At 56.0% G+C, this 20625-nt stretch carries 20 protein-coding genes; 3 read left to right on the top strand and 17 right to left on the bottom strand.

The features are described 5' to 3' along the window. Window position 1: 1 nt before the first annotated feature. From cmk to dprA, 11 genes are all read right to left on the bottom strand, one after another. Complete coding sequence (cmk, locus tag BQ2657_RS08250; RefSeq protein WP_187119187.1) at window positions 2-667, bottom strand: (d)CMP kinase; 666 nt, start codon at window positions 665-667, stop codon at window positions 2-4. Then, complete coding sequence (locus tag BQ2657_RS08245; RefSeq protein ID WP_075580188.1) at window positions 664-1926, bottom strand: BaiN/RdsA family NAD(P)/FAD-dependent oxidoreductase; 1263 nt, start codon at window positions 1924-1926, stop codon at window positions 664-666. The genes cmk and BQ2657_RS08245 overlap by 4 nt, the downstream gene beginning before the upstream one ends. Window position 1927: 1 nt before the next feature. Further along, on the bottom strand, window positions 1928-2659 hold the full coding sequence (locus BQ2657_RS08240; protein WP_083236222.1) for a pseudouridine synthase: 732 nt from the start codon (window positions 2657-2659) through the stop codon (window positions 1928-1930). Window positions 2660-2683: 24 nt separating this feature from the next. Beyond that, window positions 2684-3232: an SMC-Scp complex subunit ScpB gene (scpB, locus tag BQ2657_RS08235; protein WP_075580187.1), complete on the bottom strand. Its 549-nt coding sequence runs from the start codon at window positions 3230-3232 to the stop codon at window positions 2684-2686. Then, complete coding sequence (locus tag BQ2657_RS08230; protein WP_075580186.1) at window positions 3210-3938, bottom strand: segregation and condensation protein A; 729 nt, start codon at window positions 3936-3938, stop codon at window positions 3210-3212. The genes scpB and BQ2657_RS08230 overlap by 23 nt, the downstream gene beginning before the upstream one ends. A 24-nt stretch (window positions 3939-3962) precedes the next feature. Further along, window positions 3963-4589, bottom strand: coding sequence for a site-2 protease family protein (locus BQ2657_RS08225; protein WP_075580185.1), 627 nt, complete (start codon window positions 4587-4589; stop codon window positions 3963-3965). 202 nt (window positions 4590-4791) lie between these two features. After that, window positions 4792-5568, bottom strand: a complete 777-nt coding sequence (codY, locus tag BQ2657_RS08220) for a GTP-sensing pleiotropic transcriptional regulator CodY (RefSeq protein ID WP_075580184.1) — start codon at window positions 5566-5568, stop codon at window positions 4792-4794. A 12-nt stretch (window positions 5569-5580) separates the two neighbouring features. Further along, entirely contained in the window at window positions 5581-6516 is a 936-nt protein-coding gene (gene xerC, locus BQ2657_RS08215) for a tyrosine recombinase XerC (RefSeq protein ID WP_143224858.1), read from the bottom strand. Between the two features lie 62 nt (window positions 6517-6578). Next, window positions 6579-7895, bottom strand: coding sequence for a methylenetetrahydrofolate--tRNA-(uracil(54)-C(5))-methyltransferase (FADH(2)-oxidizing) TrmFO (gene trmFO / locus BQ2657_RS08210; RefSeq protein WP_075580183.1), 1317 nt, complete (start codon window positions 7893-7895; stop codon window positions 6579-6581). Between the two features lie 13 nt (window positions 7896-7908). Continuing rightward, window positions 7909-9984: a type I DNA topoisomerase gene (topA, locus tag BQ2657_RS08205; protein ID WP_075580182.1), complete on the bottom strand. Its 2076-nt coding sequence runs from the start codon at window positions 9982-9984 to the stop codon at window positions 7909-7911. Window positions 9985-9996: 12 nt separating this feature from the next. After that, entirely contained in the window at window positions 9997-11103 is a 1107-nt protein-coding gene (dprA, locus tag BQ2657_RS08200) for a DNA-processing protein DprA (RefSeq protein ID WP_075580181.1), read from the bottom strand. 287 nt (window positions 11104-11390) lie between these two features. Between dprA and hydF the strand changes: the two genes are divergently transcribed. Continuing rightward, window positions 11391-12611, top strand: a complete 1221-nt coding sequence (hydF, locus tag BQ2657_RS08195) for a [FeFe] hydrogenase H-cluster maturation GTPase HydF (protein WP_075580180.1) — start codon at window positions 11391-11393, stop codon at window positions 12609-12611. A gap of 38 nt (window positions 12612-12649) precedes the next feature. On the opposite strand, the gene BQ2657_RS08190 is transcribed toward hydF, so the two are convergent. Both BQ2657_RS08190 and BQ2657_RS08185 read right to left on the bottom strand, forming a co-directional pair. Then, window positions 12650-13774 carry a hypothetical protein gene (locus tag BQ2657_RS08190; protein ID WP_075580179.1) on the bottom strand — a complete coding sequence of 375 codons (1125 nt, stop codon included), beginning with the start codon at window positions 13772-13774 and terminating at the stop codon, window positions 12650-12652. A gap of 25 nt (window positions 13775-13799) precedes the next feature. Next, window positions 13800-14246 (bottom strand): HD domain-containing protein, encoded by a 447-nt coding sequence (locus BQ2657_RS08185; RefSeq protein ID WP_232709044.1) that lies wholly within the window; start codon window positions 14244-14246, stop codon window positions 13800-13802. Window positions 14247-14441: 195 nt separating this feature from the next. Here BQ2657_RS08185 and BQ2657_RS13670 point away from each other — a divergent pair, with 195 nt between their 5' ends. Then, a complete protein-coding gene (locus tag BQ2657_RS13670) occupies window positions 14442-15020 on the top strand; it encodes a helix-turn-helix domain-containing protein (RefSeq protein ID WP_075578809.1) in 579 nt (192 codons plus the stop codon). Beyond that, on the top strand, window positions 14987-15862 hold the full coding sequence (locus BQ2657_RS13665; RefSeq protein WP_408607743.1) for an IS3 family transposase: 876 nt from the start codon (window positions 14987-14989) through the stop codon (window positions 15860-15862). Before BQ2657_RS13670 ends, BQ2657_RS13665 begins: the two co-directional genes overlap by 34 nt. 92 nt (window positions 15863-15954) lie before the next feature. Here the strand turns inward: BQ2657_RS13665 and BQ2657_RS08170 are convergent, their stop codons facing one another. The 4 genes from BQ2657_RS08170 to BQ2657_RS08155 form a co-directional block, all read right to left on the bottom strand. Continuing rightward, window positions 15955-17016, bottom strand: coding sequence for an OmpA family protein (locus BQ2657_RS08170; protein ID WP_075580177.1), 1062 nt, complete (start codon window positions 17014-17016; stop codon window positions 15955-15957). 181 nt (window positions 17017-17197) lie between these two features. Then, the gene (locus tag BQ2657_RS08165) at window positions 17198-18367 is read right to left on the bottom strand and encodes a hypothetical protein (RefSeq protein WP_075580176.1); all 1170 of its coding nucleotides are present in this window, start codon (window positions 18365-18367) and stop codon (window positions 17198-17200) included. A gap of 7 nt (window positions 18368-18374) precedes the next feature. Continuing rightward, complete coding sequence (gene gltA, locus BQ2657_RS08160; protein ID WP_075580175.1) at window positions 18375-19763, bottom strand: NADPH-dependent glutamate synthase; 1389 nt, start codon at window positions 19761-19763, stop codon at window positions 18375-18377. Further along, the gene (locus BQ2657_RS08155) at window positions 19760-20602 is read right to left on the bottom strand and encodes a sulfide/dihydroorotate dehydrogenase-like FAD/NAD-binding protein (protein ID WP_075580174.1); all 843 of its coding nucleotides are present in this window, start codon (window positions 20600-20602) and stop codon (window positions 19760-19762) included. The genes gltA and BQ2657_RS08155 overlap by 4 nt, the downstream gene beginning before the upstream one ends. Window positions 20603-20625 lie beyond the last annotated feature (23 nt).

The raw sequence follows: 20625 nt of genomic DNA, 5'->3' as shown, positions 1-20625 counted from the left end.
CTTACAGCACCTCTTTGGCCATGGCCGCGATCCGTTCCGTCACCTGATCGATGGAAAGGGCCGTGGAATCCAGATACCGGGCGTCTTCTGCACACCGGAGGGGAGAGATTTCCCGGTTCTCGTCCAGGGCATCCCGCTGGGCGATCCGTTTCTCCAATTCCTCCAGGGATACTTCCGTGCCTTTTTCCTTCAGCTCCAGATACCGCCGCCGGGCCCGTTCTTCCACGGAAGCCGTCAGGAATACCTTCAGTTCCGCCTGGGGGAACACCACTGTACCGATGTCCCGGCCGTCCATGACCACACCGCCCTGGGCGCCGATCTTCCGCTGGGCCGCCACCATGGCCGTCCGCACGCCGCCCACGGCCGATACCCGGGACACATTCTGGGAGACTTCCAGGCTGCGGATGGCTTCTGTGACTTCTTCCCCATCTGCAAACACACGGTTGATCCCCTCCCGGTACTGGAAGGTGATCTGGATCTGGTTGGCGATATCCGTCACCGTTTTTTCACTGAAGGGTGCTCCGCTTTCCAAAAAGCGCAGGGTCACCGCCCGGTACATGGCTCCCGTATCGATATAGGCATAGCCCAAGAGGGCGGCCACTTTCTTGGCAATGGTGCTTTTCCCGGCACCGGCAGGGCCATCGATGGCAATGATGATCTTTTTCACACAGATTCCTCTTTTCCGTCCAAGGCGGCATGGGTCCCTGCCACGAAGCCCGATGAAAAGGCTGCCTGGAGGTTGTAGCCGCCGGTATATCCATCCACATCCATGATTTCTCCCGCAAAGTACAGGTTGGGCACTATTTTGGAAGCAAAGGTAGAAGGGTTGATTTCTTTGGTGCTGACGCCCCCGGCCGTCACAATGGCTTCTGCCAGGGGGCGGGTCCCAGTGAGAGGGACCGTAAAAGCTTTCAGGGTCCGGACCAGGCGCTGGCGTTCCTTCCGGGTAATCTGGTTCACTTCCTGCTCCGGCTTCAGGCAGGCAGCGTCGATGATCACCGGGATCAGGCTCTGGGGCAGCAGGTCGTGGAGGCCGCTTTTCAGCTGCTTCCGGCTGTATTTGGCAAAATCCCGCTGCACCCGGGCATCCAGCTGTTCCGGCGTCAGGGCCGGCTTCAAGTCGATGAAAAGATCCAGCACCGCCTGGGGATCTTTCTGCCAGGCTGCCGAAGCCGCCCGGGAAAGGGTCAGGATAATGGGACCGCTGACACCGAAATGGGTAAAGAGCATTTCTCCGAATTCCTGTCCCAGGACCCGTTCTCCTTGGAGCAGGGTCCCTCGCACGTTCCGGAGGCTCAGGCCCTGGAGGGAGCGGATCTCCTCATCATCGCTTTCCAGGGGCACCAAGGCTGGTTTGGGGGGAATGATGGTGTGGCCAGCTTCCTGGGCCAGGGCATAGCCGTCCCCAGTGGAACCGGTGCGGGGATAGGAAGCGCCCCCGGTGGTGAGGATCACCGCATCTGCCGGATAGCGTCCCCCGTCCCCAGTGATCACTGCCGTGATCCTGCCCTGGGCCATTTCCAGCCGCCGGACCCGTTTTTCCAGAAGGAGCCGGACCCCCAGCTCCCGGAGGATCTTTTCCAAAGTCTCCACTACGTCCAAGGCCCGGTCGCTCTGGGGGAACACACGGCCGCCCCGTTCCACTTTCACCGAGAGTCCGTGCCGTTCCAACAATTCCATTATATCCCGATTGGTGAAAGAATGGAAAGCCCCAAATAAAAATTTTCCGTTGCCCGGCAGCATGGGGATCATGTCTTCCATGGCACAGGCATTGGTGATGTTGCAGCGGCCTTTGCCGGTGATCATCAGTTTTCGTCCAGGCATGGCCATTTTTTCCAGGAGGGTCACCTGAGCCCCGTTCCCGGCTGCTCCGATGGCCGCCAGGAAGCCGGCGGCTCCGGCTCCCACAATCACTACACGCTTCATTTCATTCCACCTGCGCTTCCAGAGAAGCGATCTCTTCCGGGGTCAGTTCCCGGAATTCTCCTTTTTTCATCCCCTCCAGGGTCAGGGACCCCACCTGGATCCGCTTCAGGGATTTCACCGGGAAGCCGATGAAATCGCACATCCGGCGGACCTGCCGGTTCCGCCCCTCATGGATGGTCACCGTAAACCGGGTCAGGTTCCGTTCCGGATCCCATTTCTTCACATAGACCACCGCCGGAGAGGTGAGTCCGTCTTCCAGGGGCACCCCCAGCCGCAGCACATCCAGTTTTTCCTCCGGGACCCGGCCCTTGACTTCCACCTCATAGGTTTTGTCCACATGGTGGCTGGGATGGGTCAAGTGCTGAGCCAGTTCCCCGTCGTTGGTCATGAGCAGCAGCCCTTCTGTCTGGTAATCCAGCCGTCCCACAGGATACAGCCGCTGGCGGAGACCCGCCATGAGATCCGCCACCGTCCTCCGTCCCTGGGGATCCTTCATAGTGGTCACCACACCCCGGGGCTTGTACAATAGATAAGTTTTCCGGAGGGTTTTCCGATGGAGAGGTTTCCCATCCACCATCACCCGGTCTCTTGGGCCCACCCGGGTCCCCAGTTCCGTCACCGCTGCGCCGTTCACCTGGACCCTTCCGGCCAGGATGATCTTTTCACATTCCCGGCGTGATGCCACACCGGCCGCTGCCATGACTTTCTGCAGCCGTTCTTTCACTTGTTCCATACTGTTTTTTATGATTCCTTTCTGTCAGTCGAATAAGGGTTCTGGGTCTTCTCCCCTGCCGTCCAGGACTTCTTCCGGAAGCTGGGGCAGATCCTCCAGGGAATCCAGGCCGAAAGTCCGGAGGAAGATTTCCGTGGTCCCGTAGAGGATCGGGCGCCCCAGGGCTTCCTTCCGTCCTACTTCAGCGATCAGTCCCAGTTCTACCAGATTCCCCAGGACTCCGTCCACTTTCACGCCCCGGATGGCTTCCATTTCGCTTTTGGTCACCGGCTGCCGGAAAGCCACGATGGCCAGGGTTTCCATAGCCGCGTTGGAGAGCTTGACCTCTTGTTTTTCCTGGAGACGGCGGATCAGTCCAGCTGTTTCTTTTTTGGTCACTAGCTGCCAGCCGCCTGCTGCTTTCCGCAGTTCGATGCCCCGGTTTTCCTTCCGGTACTCCTGCTGGAGCTGTTCCAGGAGGTCCGCCGCTTCCCCTGTGGTGCAAAGCAGGGCGCCGGCCGCTCGTTCCAGGGTCAGAGGGTCGCCGCTGGCAAAGAGCAGGGCTTCCAATTCAGCGGTTTTCTTCAGTTTCATAGGTTCCCTCCTTCCGGGGCTCCAGGACCATGGGTCCAAAAGGTTCCTCCTGGATCAAATCGATTTCCTTCAGGCGCAGCAGTTCCAGCACCGCCAGGAAAGTAGAAATGATTTCACTATGGTTTTTCCGGTCCCCCAGCAGCTGCCGGAAATCCAGTCCTTTCCCGGTTTTCTCCAAAGCCATGCGGATGGCCTCCATCCGTTCCTGGACCGGGAATTCCTGCCGGGGGATCACCGCATCTTCCTCTTCGTGCCGGGGCAGCAGCCCCGCCAAGGCCCGGAGCAGATCCGCCAGTCCGTACCGTTTCACCTTCTGGAGAGCCTTCCCCAAGGGAAGGGGCGGCCGGGCCGCCTGGAGGCTGGCCCGCTGGAGGCATTCCCGCAGGGCCTGGGCCTGCTTTTTTGTCTTCCGGTATTCCACCAGCATGGAAACCAGCATCTGCCGGGGATCCGCTTCCTCCTCACCCTCTTCTTCCGGATCTTTGGGCAGGAGCATCCGGGATTTGATCTGGAGCAGCATGGCTGCCATCAGCAGGAATTCGCTGGCCACTTCCAGGCTGTATTCCTGCATGGCATTGATGTAGGCAATGTACTGCTCCGTCACAGATACGATGGGGATATCATAGATATCGATTTTGTCTTTTTCGATGAGATGGATCAGAAGGTCCAGGGGCCCTTCGAAATCCGCCAGTTTCACTTGGTACACGCTGCCGCCTTCTTCCCTCTTTCGTTAGAACAGCACCAGGGACAGGATTGCCCGGCACAGCCGGAGATACAGGGTGGAAAGAGGCGTGATCACCACGCTCACGACGCCGGTGAAGCACAGGACGATGAGGATCAGGTTGACATAAGGCCCCACCAGCCGTTCGTAGGCAGCTGCCTTATCATAGGGAAGCAGGGTCCGGAGCACATTGTAGCCGTCCATAGGCGGGATGGGGAGCAAATTGAAAAAGGCGAACCACACATTGTAGAGCATCAGCCAGTTCAAAAACAGCAGGACCCCGCGCCCTGCATTGAAATACCGGGCAAAGACCAATTGGAGCAGCATGGCCAGAAAAGTCACGAACAGGTTGCTGCCCGGTCCGGCAAAGGCCACCTGCAGCATCCCTTTCCGCATATCGGGATAATACCGAGGATCCACCCGGACCGGTTTGGCCCAGCCGAAGCCCACCAAAAGCAGCATCAGGGACCCGATCAGATCCAGATGGGCCAGAGGGTTCATAGTCAGCCGGCCGTCCGCTTCCGGGGTAGGGTCCCCCAGGCTGGAGGACATGGCCCCATGGGCATATTCATGGACCGTGATGGTAAAAAGGAGAGCCGGGATCCGGTAGATCAGAGACGCATCCAGATTGAGCATGGAAAAAATCCTTTCCTTCAGTGTAGATTCCTTAAAGTCAAAGCCAGCGCAGCTGGCCGCATTCGGCTGCTGACCGTTGACAGCTGACCGCTGACGGGGCTGTTGCACAGACAACAGCCCCATATTCCTATCATACTACCATAAAGCAGAAAAAGGGTCAAACTGCATCTGGCAGTTCGGCCCTTTCCAGGAAAATCCTTGTTTATTTCTTGTGTTCCTTCAGCCCATCCCGCAGGTATTCGTTGAGGATCCGCACATAGGTCCCCTTCATCCCCAGGGATTCGGTTTCCAGCACCCCGGCACTTTCGAATTTCCGCAGGGCGTTGACGATCACGCTGCGGGTGATCCCAGCCTGGTCGGCAATCTTGCTGGCCACCAGCAGTCCTTCATCCCCAGGCAGTGCCTTGAGGATCTCAGAAATGGCTTCCAGTTCGCTGTAGCTCAAATTGGAGAAAGCAATCTGGACCATGGCTTTCTTCCGGCTGGCTTCCTCGATGTGCATGGCTTTGTCATGGAGCAGCTGCATCCCGATGACCGTTGCAGCATATTCGGACAGCAGCAGGTCGGAATCCACGAATTCCTTCTTGAATTTACCCAGGATCAGGGTCCCCAGACGGACGCCATTCCCGAAAATGGGCACAACCGTAGTATATTTGCTTTCAAAGAGACATTTGGTGCCTTCGCTGAAAGCGCACATGTTCTTCACCAGGCGGTAGTTGGAAGAAGTCTCCCGGATCCCTTCCAGCCATTTCACATATTCAGCAGGGAAACGGCCCACATCCAGCACTTTTTTGATCATCAGCTCACATTCGAAACCGTCCAGGATGGAATACCCCAGCAGTTCCCCATCGCAGGATACGATGTAGATGTTCGCCTTGATCACGTCTTTCAGTACTTCAGCCATTTTTTTGTAGCTGACCGTTTCCGTGTTCTGCAGCAGTTTGTTGATCATACGCGTTTTTTCCAATAAAGCTAACATAAAAGTCCCTCCCTAGGCCCTTGGATGATGTTTCTCATAGACGGCAGTGAGACGTTCCGCCGTCACATGAGTGTAAATCTGTGTCGTGGATAAACTCACATGTCCCAATAGTTCTTGTACAGCCCGCAGATCCGCCCCATGATCCAGCAGATGGGTGGCAAAGGTATGCCGGATGGTATGGGGGCTCACATGCTTCTGCATGGCCGTCATTTCCACATATTTATCCAGGATTCTCCGTACACTCCGTGCACTCAGGGGAGTCCCCCGGCTGTTCACGAACACAAAGGCATGAGGCGGCACATGGTACTTCCGCATCACTACGCCCCGGCTCCCGGTGAGATAGGCTTCCAGGGCCCGGACGCAGGGATGGCCCAAAGGCACCAGCCGTTCCTTATGGCCTTTCCCCATGAGTACCGCATACCGATTGCCCAGATCCACGCGGGTCATAGTAAGTCCCACCAGTTCTGAAACCCGGCAGCCTGTGGAATAGAGGAATTCCAGGATCGCCCTGTCCCGGCGGCCCAGGATGGTTTGCACATCCGGCATCCGCAGCAGCAGATTGATTTCGAACTCTTCCAAAAATACAGGCAGCTTCTTTTCCAGTTTCGGGGTCCGTACCTTGGCAAACGGATTGGTCCGGACGATCCCCTCCCGGCGCAGATATCGGTAGAAGGAACGGAGCGAAGAAATCCGCCGGGCGATGGTCCGCCGCGCAAGTTTCGCATCATGCATCAGTGCCAGGTAGGAACGGATATCCAGGACCGTGATGGCAGGCCAGCTGGCATCTTCGGACCGGGTTGCCATAAAGTCCGTGAAATGCCGGATATCCGCCTCATAATTGGCAATGGTCAAGGGTGAATCATCTTTTTCCACTTCCAGATAAGAAGCAAAAGCCTCCACCAGCTGTCCATTGTTCAATTTCGGTTCCATGTTTCTCTTCCGTTCCATGGCACACCTCAAATTGTACGAATTGTATTGAATTCCCGACAATTCATACTACCATATTCAGACTAATCATGCAAGTCATTTTTTACACTTTCAAGAAAGTTTAGACTTCGGGCTGCAATGGCCGCATTTTTTTCTTTTTTGCCCCGAATCCTGGGACCGTCCCAAGGTGCGATCAACCCGAAATTGATGTTCATGGGCTGGAAATGCTTCACCTCCGGATTGCTGATATAGCAGCTCAAAGCCCCTATGGCCGTTTCCCGGGGGAAGAGCACCCGCGGGTTCCCTGCCATGGCCCGGGCCGCATAGATGCCTGCGGCCAGCCCAGAGGCGGCACTTTCCACATACCCTTCCACCCCAGTCATCTGGCCGGCGAAATAAAAATGGGGACGCTCCCGGAGGGAATAGTCCGGGGCCAGCAGCAGGGGGCTGTTCAGGTAGGAATTTTTATGCATCACCCCATAGCGGACGAACTCCGCATTTTCCAAACCAGGGATCAGACGGAACACCCGCTTCTGTTCCGGCCACTTCAGATGGGTCTGGAACCCCACAATGTTGTATAAGGTCCCGGCGCCGTTGTCCTGGCGCAGCTGGACCACCGCATAGGGATCCTCCCCGGTCCGGGGATCGGGCAGCCCCACCGGTTTCAGAGGACCGAACCGCATGGTATCCTCTCCCCGCAGGGCCATTTCCTCGATGGGCATGCAAGCTTCAAACACATTATGTTCGAAATCTTTCACCGGTGCAGTTTCCGCCTGGCAGAGCTCGTTCCAGAACCGGAGGTATTCCTCCCGGGTAAAGGGGCAGTTGTAATAGGCTGCTTCCCCTTTGTCATACCGGGATGCCTTATACACCTTCTCCTGGTCCAGGGATTCCAGGGTGACGATGGGAGCGGCCGCATCGAAGAAATGGAAGTAATCCTTCTGGACCAGCTGCTGGATGGCTTCTGCCAAGGCACCGCTGGTCAGGGGACCGGAGGCGGTGATCACATAGTCTTCCGGCGTGAACCGGCTGTAGTCGGTGACTTCCTCTTCCACCACGGTGATCAGGGGATTTTCCCGGATGGCCCGGGTCACTGCCTGGGCGAACCCTTCCCGGTCCACGGCCAGGGCGCCTCCCGCCGGCACCTGATGGGCATCGGCAGCTGCGATGATGAGGGAATCCAGCCGACGCATCTCTTCTTTCAGGAGACCGACGGCATTTTCGATATTGTTGGCCCGCAGAGAGTTGCTGCAGACCAGTTCGCTGTAATAGGGGGTGTGATGGGCCGGGTCGCTTTTCCCCGGACGCATCTCGTGGAGGATCACCGGGATCCCCCGCCGGGTCAGCTGCCAGGCTGCCTCGCAGCCGGCCAGCCCCGCCCCGATGATATGGATAGCCATGGAAATTTCCTTTCTATTTTTTCTTCAAAGAAGCATTGGGACATTTCTCGTTGCTGCAGTGGAGCACGGTCTTCCCGTTCCGCTCCCGGTGTTCCACCATCATGCTGCCGCACTGGGGGCAGGTTTCTGTAGTAGGCTTGTCCCAGGACGTGAACCGGCAGGTGGGGTAATTGGAACAGCCGTAGAACAGGCGTCCCGTCTTGCTGTGCCGTTCAATCAGGTCTCCGCCGCACTGGGGGCACTTCACCCCCACCTTTACCAAGATGGGTTTGGTATTCCGGCATTCCGGGAACCCAGGGCAGGCCAGGAATTTGCCGTGGCGCCCTTCCTTCACCACCATGAAACGGCCGCATTTCTCGCATTTCACATCGCTGACGATTACCGGCTGTTCCACCACGGGGATGTTTTCGTCCGCCACTTTCAGGGCTTTCTCGAAAGGCCCGTAGAATTCCCGGAGCACCGTCTCTTTATCGGTCTTGTGTTCACTGATGGCATCCAGTTCGTTTTCCATATGGGCACTGAAGGGCACATCGATGAAGGGAGAGAAATACTGGGTCAGCATGTCGATGGTCAGTTTCCCCAGCTCCGTGGGCAGGAGTTTCTTCCCTTCCTTGGCCACATACCCTCTGGCCAGGATGGTCTGGATGATGGGAGAATAGGTGCTGGGCCGGCCGATGCCTTTTTCTTCCAGTTCTTTGACCAAAGTGGCTTCTGTGAAGTTGGCTGGGGGTTCTGTGAAATGCTGTACCGCTTCGTTGAGCCGGATCAGATCCAGGGCCGTCCCCTTCTCCAGGGCCGGGACTTTCTTGTCCTTTTCTTCATCTTTCCGGTCCGCCAGTTTCAAGAATCCATCGAACTTCACCACCGAACCGGTGGCTTTCAGTTCGTACTTGTCCCCGCTGATGGTGAGGGTGGTCAGGGTGCTGACGCTGCTGGCCATCTGGCTGGCCACGGTCCGCTTCCAGATCAAGGTATAGAGCCGCAGCTGATCCCGGTCCAGATATTTGCTCATCTCTTCCGGGGTCCGTTCCACACTGGTGGGACGGATGGCTTCATGGGCTTCCTGGGCATTTTTCCGGCTGCTGTATACATTGGGCTTCTTGGGCAGGTAGGCATCCCCATAATTTTCTCCGACATAGCCCCGGATCTCTGCCACGGCAGCCTCGGCCAGATGGACCGAGTCCGTACGCATGTAGGTGATGAGGCCGATGGAGCCCTTCCGGCCCAGGGTGACCCCTTCATACAGCTGCTGGGCCAGCATCATGACTTTCTTGGTGGAAAAATTCAGCCGCTTGTTGGCTTCCTGCTGGAGGCTGCTGGTGGTGAAGGGGGGCGCCGGCTTCCGCAGCCGGTCCCGTACGGAGCAGTCCGTGACCTGGTAATGGGCCTTTTTCAGATCTTCTGTGACCTGTTGGGCTTCTGCCTGGTTATGGATCTCCAGTTTCTTCCCGTCTTTCTTGGTCACATCCGCCGTGATCTTGGGGGTCTTCCCAGGAGCCAGGACTACGGAAACCGTCCAGTATTCCTCCGGTTCGAAATCATCGATGGCTTTCTGCCGGTCACAGATGATCTTCACCGCCACACTCTGGACACGGCCGGCGCTGAGGCCTTTCCGGACCTTCCGCCAGAGCAGGGGGCTCAGCTGGTACCCTACGATCCGGTCCAAGATCCGGCGGGCCTGCTGGGCATCCACTTTATCCATATCGATGGAATGAGGATCTTTCAGAGCCCCCTTGATGGCCGTCTGGGTGATTTCGTGGAAAGAAATCCGGCAAGGTGCCGCCGGGTCCACTCCCAGGATATAGCTCAGGTGCCAGGCGATGGCCTCCCCTTCCCGGTCCGGGTCCGTTGCCAGATAGATTTTGTCGGCTTTCTTGGCCAGGGTCTTCAGTTCCTTGATCAAAGGGCCCTTGCCCCGGATGTTGATGTATTTGGGAGTGAAATCATGCTCTACGTCGACACCGAACTGGCTCTTGGGCAGGTCCCGCAGATGCCCCATGGAGGCGCGGACTGTAAAGGTTTTACCCAGGAACTTTTCAATGGTTTTGGCTTTCGTAGGGGATTCCACAATGACCAGTTTGTTTGTCACGATTTTCTCCTCCTATACTGCATTATAGCGATTCCGGCTGTTCCGCTGGACCCGGCCCATCAGTTCCAGCTCCAGGAGGAGGGTACTGAGGACGGGCAGCGGCCAGGGGAAATGGTCGGCAATTTCTTCCAGGGATGCGCCCTGGTGTTTCTGGAGCCAGGTGCAGAGGGCCCTGGCTTTTTTCTGTTCGGACGGGGACAGGTCCCGGAACAGATCGGTCTCTGCCGCCTGGGGAGGGATCCGCTCTGCCCGGGGGCCCAGCAGGAACTCCAGGATCTCTTCCGGGTCATCGGCCAGCCTGGCGCCCTGCTTCAACAGTCGGTGGGTCCCCTGGCTGGTCTCGGAAGAAATGGGACCGGGGACGGCAAAGAGCTCCCGGTTCTCATCGACGGCCGCATGGGCCGTACTCATGGCTCCGCTGCGGATGGCGGCCTCCACCACCAGGACGGCCTTGGAAAGGCCCACGATGATCCGGTTCCGCAGAGGGAAATTCTGGGGCAGGGGCGGTGTCCAGGGATCATATTCCGTCACCAGGGCCCCCTCTTGGCAGATCCGGTCGAAAAGCCGCAGGTGCCGGCGGGGATACAGTTCTTCCAGGCCGCCTCCCAGGACGGCCACCGTCTTGCCCCCTGCATCCAGGGCCGCCCGATGGGCCGCCGCATCGATGCCGTAGGCGCCGCCGCTGATTACAGGCACCCCTTCTGCCGCTGCCGCCCGGGCAAACTTCCCGGCCGCTCCCAGTCCGTAGTCTGTGGCTTTCCGGGACCCTACGATGGCCAGGGCACTTTTCTCTTCCGGCAGCTCCCCTTTGCAGTAGAGCACCGGAGGAGGCGCGGAAAGCTGTGCCAGAAGAGGAGGATAGCCCGGGCTCCAGCGGCCCAAGAGGCGTACCTGATGCTTTTGGCAGTAGTCATAGATTCGCTCCGGCAGGGCTTCCTTCCGGGCGGAATCCCAAACTTGGGAAAGTTCCCGGGAAAGGAGGCCGGCGCCGGCCAGATCCTTCCGCCTGGCTTCCCAAGCAGCCCGGCAGGAACCGAAAGTCTCCCGGAACCGGGGCACCCAGAGAGGGGCGTCATAATTGAGGAGCGATGTCAATGCGGCACAATAGATCTGTTCCATGTCTCTTTCACATCCCTTGCTGCAGTCCATGCTGATGAAAATTATATTTGATAAAAAAGAAGATGCCATGAAAGACAAAGATTTCCAGACGGACCGGAAAGAAATTAATGAAGAAAAAAGTCCGCCTACAAACGCTAATAAGTATACATGGAAACTGTCTGAAAAATCAAGGGGGCAAAGACTTGCACCGGACGAAAGATTATTGTATGATAAATTGAAACAATTTCCAAATACATTCTGCCGATTGTTCGGTATTTATTTTTTGCTTTCCAAAGGAGGAACTTTCCATGCCTGCTTCTCTCAATGCCACCCCTTCCAGCGAACGGATCCACATCGGTCTGTTCGGCTGCCGGAACGCAGGGAAATCATCCCTGATCAACGCCATCACCGGCCAGGACCTGGCCATCGTCTCAGATTTCAAAGGGACCACCACCGATCCGGTCTCCAAAGCCATGGAGATCCTGCCCCTGGGCCCCGTCCTGCTGACAGATACCCCAGGGATGGATGACGACAGCGATCTGGGCCAGTCCCGGATCGAAAAAGCCCGCCTGGTACTCCGCAGCACGGATATCGCTCTCCTGGTGGTGGATGCCGCCAGCGGACTGAATGCTTTTGACAGGAAACTGCTCCAGGAGATCCAGGCCCGGAAGATCCCCTATCTGGTGGTGTTCAACAAATGCGACCTGGTCCCTGCCTTTACCCTTCCGGAAGAGCTGAAGGACCACAGCATGCTGGTCAGTGCCAGTGCCGGTACACGGATCTGGGAACTGAAGGAACGGATTTCCCAAGCTTTGGGCAAGGAAGAAAAGAAGAAGCCCCTGCTCTTGGATCTGTTGGAACCCCATGCCCTGGTGGTACTGGTGGTCCCCTGCGATGAATCCGCCCCTAAGGGCCGGCTGATCCTGCCCCAGCAGCAGGCCATCCGGGAACTTTTGGACGGCCACTGCAGTGCGGTGGTGGTCCAGCCACAGGAACTGCCTGGAGTGATCGATCTCTTGGGCAAAAAGATCAGCCTGGTGGTCACCGACAGCCAGGCCTTCCATATTGTGGACCAAATGGTCCCTCCAGAGATCCGGCTCACCAGTTTCTCCATCCTCTTCGCCCGGTACAAAGGCCAGCTTTCTTCCTTCATCGATGGAGCCCTCCAGCTGAAAAAACTGAAGGATGGAGATCCTGTGCTGATTTCCGAAGGATGTACCCACCACCGGCAGTGCAACGACATCGGTACCGTAAAGCTGCCCAACTGGATCCGGAACTACTCGGGAGCGGAACCGGAATTCCATTACAGCAGCGGCAAAGGTTTCCCCGATGATCTGTCTCCCTTTAAGCTGGTCGTCCACTGCGGGGCCTGCATGCTCAACGCCCAGGAAGTGGCGTACCGCCAGAGCGCCGCGGAAAACCAGCAGGTGCCCATGACCAACTATGGCATCGCCATCGCCTGCATGAACGGGATCCTGCCCCGTGTCCTGGCCCCGTTCCCAGAGCTGCTGAAAAAGGTGAAAGGGTGAGAAAGAGGTTGTTGCACGTTCTGTGCAACAACCCCTTTTTATTGCAGATATCTCGCCGCCAGGTTCAGCAGTTTCCCGATGGTCTCCAGCTGGCCCTGGTATTTGCTGATTTCCTGCTGGAGGGCGGCATCTCCTTGGCCGTTCTGTGCAGCCTGGGCCAATTGGTCCAGTTTGGATAGGATCTCGTCTTGGTGGTCCACCAGCTTTTCCACCAATTTGCCCACAACGGGGCTGTTCAGCACTTTTTGGAGGGCCTGGCGCTGCTGTTCCAGGGTTTCCGGACTGGCAGCACCGGGCCCCTGGACGGCGGGAGGCAGCACCGTTCCAGGGCTGCTTTTTTTCTTTTGCCGGGTGCCAGTCGAGTTCCCACCGTTTTCCTCTCCATCCCCGCTGCCGGCAGCTTCCTGGACCTTATCCCGGATTACCTCATACACCGGAGCCAGAGGTGTCTCTTCCAGTCCCTGGGCCGCCTGGAGCACGGCATTGGCCACCCCCGCCGCCTGTTTCTTCTGTTTGGTCTGGGCGCCTTTCTGGAGGATCTTCCCGTAATATCCCTTTAAGTTGGTGATCTCCACCAGCTGCCAGTTCCCTTTTGCGTTTTTCTGCATGTGGAGCACCAAAGTATCGGTCCCCACGCTGGGGTTTTCCAGCTGGACATTCACCAGGGCGTCCTGGGGATAGCTGGCCCCGGGCTGGATGTCCTTCACCTTCAGGGCTGTCCAGTCCACCGGCAGCACCTTGTCCGGGTGGGTCTTCCGGTAGGGATCGGACCAGTCCCCAGTAAGCACCCCATTGTGGATCACTTCCTCCAGGTGACGGGTGATCTCGTCCTTCTCCCCTTCCGTATAGCCGCCTTCCACATCGTTTTCTCCCTGGGCAGCCAGGAGGGAATCATACCCTTTCTCCACCACCTTCGTCAGGTCCGTATGGTCCTGGAAAGTGACGATGTCGTGCTTATTCACCGCTTCCCGGATCTGTTTCACCGCATATTGGGGTGTCCGGGTATAATACAGGAAATACCAGCCGGAAACGGCCCCGATGAGGACTGCCAGGACTGCCCCCAAGGCGATCCGTTTCTTCTTCCGGTGCCTGGCCTGTGCCTGCGACTGTTCTGTTTGCTGGAAATCTGAGGAAGGATTCTCGTCTGTCTGCTGTTCTGTCATGTTTTTCTGCTCCTTAGAGAATCTTTCAGCATCCTTGTCTGACCGGACTCCATTCCTTCAAATACAGTTCCTCAAACAGCTGCTTCCCGGTCTCCGTCTTGTACAGCCGCTGATACAGGGCTTCATTCTGCTGCCGGCTGGTACCGTCTTCGTAAGGATTCACCAGCATATCCGCTTCCGCCAGGATCTGGGCGTCGGGACCGTCGATGCTGGTGTAGGTGTGGTGATGGCCGATGAGCCAGAGGATCCGTTCTGCCTCCTCCCCGGTGATGCCGGCTTCTTCCAGCATGGGACGGGCCACATCCGGCCCCAGTTCTTCCTGGATTTTCCCGTCATTCCGGCCAAACCGGCGTTCTCCTTCGTGGATGCCGATATCATGGAGATAGGCGGCGGCTTCCAGCCGGAACAAGGTCCGGGGATCCAGTCCCTCCCCCAGCCCGATGAGCCGGGCAAAAGCATGGACTTTCAGCAAATGGTGGATCCGTTTCGGATCTCCCTTATCATAGGCAATGGCTGCCTGGGCAATTTTTCCAAAGTTTCCATGGTAGAATCACGACCTTTCTGATAGGGATATTATAGGGGAAGAAAGGGAAAAAAGAAAGGGCTGTTGCCTGAGCTGACCCCCAATTGTTAGACCAAAAATCTAACAATTGGGGGTCAGTTTTTTATGGCAAAACACAGCTATGAATTTAAGAAAAAAATAGTACTGGAATATTTGAACAGTGACGAAGGGTGTATTTCTATTTCACGTAAATATGGGATGGCAAGTAGCAGCCAGCTGCTAAAGTGGGTTGCTGCTTACAAGGCATTTGGTGATGATGGACTGAAAAGATCCCGCTCTCAAAAAATATACTCTTTCAAAGAAAAACTTTCTGTGGTAGAGTCTTACTTAACAAATGAAATCTCATATCAGGAACTAGCAATTCAAGTAGGGATCAACAACCCATCAATGATTGCCAGATGGGTCAATGAATTTAGAATTGCGGGACCAGATGCTTTACGGTCACATAAAAAAGGCAGGAAGAGAACTTTGAACAAATCTCAAACAAAAAAAACAGATACCCAGGTTCAGCAGCCGATGGTCGACATCAGTGTGGAACATGTCAAGGAGTTAGAGGATGAAAATCTTAAACTCCGTATAGAGAATGCTTTTTTAAAAGAACTGAGGAGACTGCGTTTAGAGGACGAAGCAAAAATGAGAGAGTTGCGAAAATCATCTCCAGTCTCCGAAGATCATTCAAATTGAAAGACCTTCTCTCCTATACTCAAATGCCCAAAGCGACCTATATGTACTGGCAGAAACGGTTTGACCGCGTGAATCCAGACCAGGAAGTAGAGGACAAAATACAGGAAATCCGCAGCCAGCATAAAGATTATGGATATCGGCGCATGACCGGTGAGCTGAAGAATCAAGGGATTTGCGTGAACAAGAAGAAAGTTCAACGTATCATGCAGAAACTGAGCCTTCAGGTAACATCCTTTACCCGGAAAAGCCGTAAATACAGTTCCTATAAGGGTAAGGTAGGGACCATTGCTCCGAATAGAATACATCGTCGTTTTGAGACGAATATCCCACATCAGAAGATTACGACCGATACTTCAGAATTCAAATATTATGAAGTAGATACACAGGGACATCTGACCCTGCACAAGCTTTATCTGGATCCTTTCCTGGACATGTTCGATGATGAAATCATCAGCTATGGAATAGCCAAACGTCCTTCGGCTGAAAGCATACTGGAAGCTCAAGCTGAAGCAATCGAAATTACTGCTGATTGTCCATATCGAAGAACGTTTCACTCCGATCAGGGCTGGGCATACCAAATGAAGGCCTATACCAGGAAACTAAAAAAAGAACGAATTTTTCAGAGCATGTCTCGAAAGGGTAACTGTCATGATAACGCTGTAATGGAAAACTTTTTCGGCTTAATGAAACAGGAAATGTATTATGGAGTGATCTACTACAGCTACGAAGAACTAAAAGCCGCTATCGAACGATACATCAAATACTATAACGAACAAAGGATCAAGGAAAAACTGGGCTGGAAAAGTCCTGTTCAATACAGGCTTTCTTTGCTGGCAGCATAAAAAAGTAACGAGACAGTAAAAACCATCTCGTTACTAAGGTCTAACTTTTTGGAGTCACATCAGCCCGTGCAACAGCCCTTTTGCTTTTTCAATTATTTATGTTCCCAGATATCCACACGGCGGTTGTCGGCTTTGCCGGCTTCGGTGGCGTTGGAGGAAGCAGGATTGGTTTCACCCTTGTAGTTCAGTTTCATACGGGAAGCGTCCACACCGTTGTCGTTGGCATATTTGGCCACGTTCAGTACCCGGCGTTTGGACAGGTCTTCGTTGTAGGCGTTGGAAGCATCGGAGTCGGTGTTCCCTACCAGTTTGAAGGTAGAATCCGGATGAGCCTTAGCTACGGCTACGAAGTTGGCCAGTTTGCCGGCTTCGGAAGCTTTCGGGGTATCCACGTCGGAATCGAAGTGGATGCTGTCCAGATAGTAGTCGTTGTACACATGAGCCGGAGCTACAGGTTCAGCCACCGTCGGAGCCACGGGTTCTTCCACTACAGGGGCCGGAGCAGCCTTCTTGTGGCCGCCGAACCGATAGGACAGGCCTACCAGGAAGCCACGGTATTTGATGTTGTTGTCGTCATCCAGCTTGGTATCCACATACCGGTAGCCGGCGTTCAGATCCCAGTTGTCGGCGAAGGTGTAAGCCAGGCCTGCATCCCACTGGCTGGTCTTCTTGGTGCCCAGAGCGCCTTCTGCATAGAAAGCCAGGTTCTTGGCCAGATCGTATTTTGCCCGTACCCCGAATTGGGCTACGTTGTTGATCACGCTGTCTGCAGAACCGGTATGGATCCCATGGTAGCTGCCATCAAAATCATTGTTGATCCGGTTCCAGCCGCCAAACAAAGCCCAGTTCTTGCCCAGGCTGTACACCAAGTTCACTTCATTCTGGTCTCCGTCGGTCTTGAAATCCCCGGCTTTGGTCTTCAGGCCCCGGTATTTGTATTCCAGTGCCCATTTGTCGGAAAGCCCATAGCCCAGGCCGCCGTCGAAGTTCCATTTGGTGTCGGATTCATTGCCATCGAATTTGGCTTTGGGATCCCAGGCACCCAGATCCAGCTGCCATTCACCTTGATCCCAGCTGGTTTGCGGTGCAGCGCACCCGATGGAGGCAGCCGTGGCCAAAACTGCCAGCGTGACTGCAAATACTTTCTTTTTCATTGCAGATTCCTTCTTCCCGTTCATTTTTATACATACAAAAAAGCACTGGACTGACCAGTCACTTTATGTCTTTTATTGTATACCTTTCTGGATGAATAGATTATGAATGATTTGTGATATAAGTGTGAAAAAATGGGGGTGTGGAAGAATTCACACCCCCGGTCGCGGGTCGCCGCCCTCTTTATATATCCTTCCCCGGCTTCAGGCCGCTTCCGTCGTTGTCCTGGAGCAGGCTAAAGCTTTCTACGGACTGTTTGAAGGCTTTCAGTTTCAGATCGTAGTTGATGGTATCGTCGGTCTGGTACCGGATCTGATAGCCGTTCCCCTGGGGATTCATCAAATAGGTATTTACTACGAACACCTTCTTCAGATCCCCGGTATCGGTGCATTCTGCCATGCTCCCGTTGAGAGTACCTACGGAGATGGGTTCATGGTGCAGCACGGTGATGTTGGGGGTGTAGCGGGTCACCTTCTGGATAAAGGCATTTTCCGCTTCCTTCAGTCCTTCCGGAGTGGAATTCCCCAGTTCCGCAAAGGTGTCGTCGGAAAATTCCCGAATCATGAGCCCATCGGTATGGACGCTGCTGAGAGACCGGCCGAACAGTACATTGTCTGCCCGGAGAGTGTACATCCGCCAGCCGCTGGGGATCTCCATCTCATAACCCATGCCAGGCACCGTCAAAAGGTTCACGTCCGTATACTTCACCCGGGAAAGGGCCAGATCGGAACACAAGGACTGGAGGGCAGAACGAGCCGCGGCTTCCAAGTTTTCCGGAGCGCTTACGTTCACCACCAGGAGTACATTCCGTTCCGGCTGGTACGCCCGGCCGATCAAAAAGGGCCGGTGGGTCCGCAGCTTGTCTTCCGGCACCGCTACATAGGTATAGGTGTCGGAAGCTTCCCTTTTCTCCGGCTTGACGGTTTCGGTCCTTCCTGCCGTGGCCCGGTACTTCCGGAGCTTTTCCCCCAGGATCCCATTCAGAGAGGATTGGCTGCCCAGAGCCTGGGAACCGCCTTCTTCCTGGATGGTATCGTTTTCCTGATCCTGGATCTTACCCAGGAACTTCTTGAATTCCTTCTGCTGTTCAGCGGAATACTGCTTCATGGGGACGGAAACGAAGCTGGGCAGGGTGTACAGATCCGCACTGACCAGGAAGTCCTTTCCCACCGTGAAACGGATTCCGGTAGAGGTATGGTAAATCTCTTTGCTGCCGGGAGGCACCGTCAGGGTATAGCCTCCGCTGGCAGGTTTATAGGTGTTTTTGGGTGCTGCAGCCGCTGTCCCCCGGGCCTGGAATATCCCCAGGCACAGGAGCGCCGCTGCCAGCCCCCAGCGTTTCAGTTTCTTCATTCCTGTGTTACTTCCCTAGTTTTTCTTTCAGGTAGGCGTCGATTTCCAGAGCCGCCTTCTTGCCGGCCCCCATGGCGGAAATCACCGTAGCCGCCCCGGTGACGATATCCCCGCCGGCAAAGACTCCGGGAATGGAGGTTTCTTCCTTTTCATCCACGGTGATGAGGCCCTTCCGGTTGGTCACCAGATCCGGAGTGGTGTGTTTCAGCAGCGGGTTGGGGCCCTGGCCGATGGCCATCACCACCATATCCACGTCGAACACATGGTTGGAGCCAGGGATCTCCACCGGGCTCCGGCGTCCGGAAGCATCCGGTTCGCCCAGTTCCGTGCGGACACATTCGATACCCGTCACCCAGCCCTCTTCATTCCCCAGGATCTGTACCGGGTTGTTCAGCATATGGAGTTCGATGCCTTCTGCCTTGGCATGTTCGATTTCTTCTTTCCGGGCGGGCATTTCTGCTTCACTGCGGCGGTACACCACATAGACGTTTTCCGCCCCCAGTCGTTTGGCGGTCCGGGCAGCATCCATGGCCACGTTGCCGGCCCCCACTACGGCCACGTTCTTCCCCACATACACGGGGGTGGCCATCTTCGGGAACTTCCAAGCCCCCATCAGGTTCACCCGGGTGAGGAATTCGTTGGCGGCATAGACCCCGTTGAGGGCTTCCCCAGGGATCCGCATGAAGTGGGGCAGCCCGGCACCGGTACCTACGTACACCGCCTGGAAGCCCTCTTCGCCCAGGAGCTCGTGGAGGGTGAAGGTGCGTCCGATCACCACGTCGGTCATGATCTTCACGCCCAATACCTTCAGCTGTTCGATTTCGTGCTGGACGATGGATTTGGGCAGACGGAATTCAGGGATCCCGTACATGAGCACCCCGCCCACCTTGTGGAGGGCTTCGAACAAGGTCACATCATAGCCCATCTTGGCCAGGTCGCCGGCAGCGGTGAGGCAGGAAGGGCCGCCCCCCACCACGGCAACTTTGATGCCGTTCTTGGGTGCCAGGCCTTCTTTCACCATATCCGTCCCGTTTTCCCGGGCCCGGTCCGCCACGAACCGTTCCAGACGGCCGATGGCCACCGGTTCTCCCTTGATGCCCAGGATGCAGTGTTTTTCACACTGGTTTTCCTGGGGGCATACTCGGCCGCACACGGCAGGCAGGGAATTCTTGTTCTTCAGGATGTGGATGGCGCCGTCAAAATCCCGTTCCGTCAGGGCATGGATGAACTGAGGGATGTCCACGTTCACCGGGCACCCTTTGACGCACTGGGGATTCTTGCAGTTCAGGCAGCGCTGGGCTTCATCCACCGCTGTGTCTTCCGGATAGCCCAGGGCCACTTCCTCGAAATTATGGTTCCGTACATCTGCCGGCTGTTCCGGCATGGGATTTCTCATTCCTCCACGCATCTGCAATGCCCCCCGCAACTGTATTCTACTGCTTCCTGGTCTTTATACATCTTGGACCGCTGCATCAGGTTCTTGAAATCCACCTGGTGGGCGTCGAATTCCGGCCCGTCACAGCAGGTGAACTTGCTTTCTCCGCCCACCTGTACCCGGCAGCCGCCGCACATGCCCGTGCCGTCCACCATGAGGCAGCTGAGGCTGGCGGTGGTCTTCACGTTGAAGGGCTGGGTGACCTTGGCCACGTTCATCATCATGATGATGGGGCCGATGGCGACCACAAGATCCGGATGGTTCCCCTCTTCCAGCATCTTCCGGAGAGGATCGGTGACAAAGCCCTTGATGCCTTCGGACCCGTCATCGGTGGTGATGATCACTTCATCGCTGATCTTTTCCATCCGGTCCCGCCACAGGATCAAATCCTTATGGCGGCCCCCGATGATGGTGATCACCTTGTTGCCCAGTTCATGGTAGGCCCGGGCGATGGGATGGACCGGCGCCACACCGATGCCCCCGCAGACCATGACCACGGTGCCGAATCTGCCCATTTCAGAGGGCTGGCCCAGAGGCCCCAGGATGTGCTGGATTTCGTCTCCCTGAGCAAAATCTTCACAGAGATGGCGGGTGGTGTTCCCCACGGCCTGGACCATCAGGGTGATAGAGCCTTTTTCCCGGTCGAAATCACCGATGGTCAGAGGGATCCGTTCGCTGGTCTCATCCACCAGCACCATGACGAACTGTCCCGGTTTGCATTTGTGCGCAATGAGAGGCGCATCCACTTCAAATTCCCAGACTGCAGGAGCCAGCTGCAGTTTCTTCAAGATCTTTGCCACACCAAACACTCCTTTATTGTCGA

The organism is Acidaminococcus massiliensis, assembly GCF_900095825.1.
GTDB classification, from domain to species: domain Bacteria; phylum Bacillota; class Negativicutes; order Acidaminococcales; family Acidaminococcaceae; genus Acidaminococcus; species Acidaminococcus massiliensis.
This window is presented reverse-complemented; position numbering and strand designations above follow the sequence as displayed.